Source organism: Dysgonomonas sp. Marseille-P4677 (assembly GCF_016652235.1).
GTDB lineage: Bacteria > Bacteroidota > Bacteroidia > Bacteroidales > Dysgonomonadaceae > Dysgonomonas.
Map to the genome: position 1 here is coordinate 1 of NZ_JAEPKU010000244.1, position 2,355 is coordinate 2,355.

General features: G+C 35.2%; 2 protein-coding genes. Both read left to right on the plus strand.

What is annotated here, in order from left to right:
• Nucleotides 1-960 (plus strand): AI-2E family transporter (locus tag JGH11_RS19760; protein WP_201114648.1); only part of this gene is annotated, 960 nt, incomplete at its 5' end.
• A gap of 21 nt (nucleotides 961-981) precedes the next feature.
• Complete coding sequence (locus JGH11_RS19765) at nucleotides 982-2,136, plus strand: esterase (protein WP_201114650.1); 1,155 nt, start codon at nucleotides 982-984, stop codon at nucleotides 2,134-2,136.
• The last annotated feature ends 219 nt before the right edge of the window (nucleotides 2,137-2,355 follow it).

Genomic DNA, 2,355 nt, shown 5'->3' on the forward strand with positions numbered 1-2,355 from the left:
CTTTTTATGAGTGTGATTTTATTTCTTTATTTTTCTCCTCTATTAAGTGGTCTTCTTGGTGCATCGACCATTTATATATTAGTCAGAAAGCAGATGTTTACCCTTACAGAAAAAAAAGGAATAGGAAAAAGCATTGCAGCTACACTTATTCTGTTAGAAGCTGTGTTGTGTTTTCTTATCCCCTTGTCGTTTGCTGTATGGCTATTGATAGATGAACTACAGGGCATAAGTTTAAATCTGAGTTCTTCCATAGAGTCTATTCAGAAAGTGATAACGCTCATTAAAGAGCAAACCGGTTATAATGTACTGAGTTCTGATAATTTGAAGACTGCAGCCTCATATCTGCCTAAGATTGGGCAAATATTGCTTGGAAGTGTAAGTAGCTTTGCTGTTAATGCTGTAGTTATGTTGTTCGTTCTTTATTTCATGTTGATTGGAGGACGAAAGATGGAAACCTACCTGTATGACTTATTACCTTTTAATAATAACAATAAGAAAGATGTATTGGATCAGATTAATATTATGGTGAGGTCTAATGCTATAGGTATTCCTGTGTTAGCTTCTGTGCAAGGTATATTTGCCACAATCGGTTATATTATATTTGGTGTTCCCGATCCTGTACTTTTTGGATTTTTAACCTGTTTTGCTACCATTATTCCTATTGTGGGCACTATGTTCGTCTGGTTGCCATTGGTTATTTATATAGCTCTCACAGGAGATTGGCTTAATGCTTTGGGCTTAACAGCTTACGCATTAATTATTATCTCTAATATAGATAATCTTGTTCGTTTTATTTTACAGAAAAAGATAGCAGATACACACCCTTTGATCACGGTATTTGGTGTGGTTATAGGTTTACCTGTATTTGGTTTTTGGGGAGTTATTTTCGGACCATTATTTTTATCCATGTTTATCCTTCTTGTAGATATATTTAAGCGAGAATATTTGAACAATAAATAAAATACAATTAACTATAATAGCATGAAAAAGATAATCATTTTACTTCTTGTCGGTATTGTATTCGTAAGTATACAATCATTTTCGCAACAGGCTTTATGGGGCACTTCCGAAATTGTTTCTCCGGAAATACACTCCGACAATAGAGTCACATTCAGACTGAAGGCACCTCAAGCTAAAGATGTACGAATAGCAGGAGATTGGATAGACGGTTCGGTGAATATGAGTAAGGATGAGTCTGGGCTGTGGATATACACAACAAGTGTACTCCCTTCCAACTTATATAGTTACTCTTTTTTGGTCGATAGCGTTAGAACAAATGATCCGAATAATGTATACCTAAACAGAGATGTCGCTACCATTTCCAATATATTTATAACTGGTGGAGGAAACGGAGATTATTATAAGGTGAATAAGGTACCTCATGGCTCAGTAACACGTCGATGGTATGATTCACCTAGTAATGAAATGACTCGTCGGATTACAATTTATACGCCTGCAGGCTATGATTCCGGTAAAGAAAAATATCCGGTCTTGTATTTGTTGCATGGTATGGGAGGTGATGAAGAAGCCTGGATGGCATTAGGACGTACCTCACAAATATTAGATAATTTGATTGCTGAGGGTAAAGCAAAACCTATGATTGTTGTGATGACTAATGGTAATGTGGTGCAAGAGGCAGCTCCCGGAGAGTCTAGTTCGGGGATGTATAAACCAACTTTTGCGTTGCCACATACGATGGATGGGAAAATGGAAGATACATTTAAAGATGTTATTCAGTTTATAGAAAAAAATTATAGAGTAATACCGAATAAGAATGGACGGGCGATAGCTGGCCTGTCGATGGGAGGTTTTCATTCATTACATATTTCAAGATATTATCCTAATACATTTGACTATGTAGGCTTATTTTCTCCGGCTATTAATCCACGCGGGGAGATCGTGTCTCCCGTATATACAAACATAGACGGTACATTAAAGATTCAGAATGATAATGGTCTAAAATTATACTGGATAGCTATTGGAAAAACCGATTTCCTTTATGATGAAGTTAAAGACTATCGGACTAAACTTGATAATATGAAATTTAAGTATACCTATCATGAAAGTCAGGGTGGACATACATGGAGTAATTGGCGTGATTACATGTTAGATTTTGTGCCGCAATTATTTCAGTGATATTTTGACTGAAAATAAGAAAAGAGTACTTATTATTAGTACTCTTTTCTGGGCATAGTTTTGTGTGGTTTGTGCTATGTTTGATTGAAGAATCTAGCTTCAGCAAAAATAGAGTGTAAAAAGCTGTTTCTTGTTAATATTTATAAATCCTGACTACAAAATATCGTCATTTTTGATGAAAATGAGAAATAATATATAAAAAAGAGGCGTGAATTTTAA

Excerpts from the sequence above, each read along its gene's own strand:
- JGH11_RS19765 (WP_201114650.1), top strand. The coding sequence starts at position 982 with ATGAAAAAGATAATCATTTTACTTCTTGTCGGTATTGTATTCGTAAGT.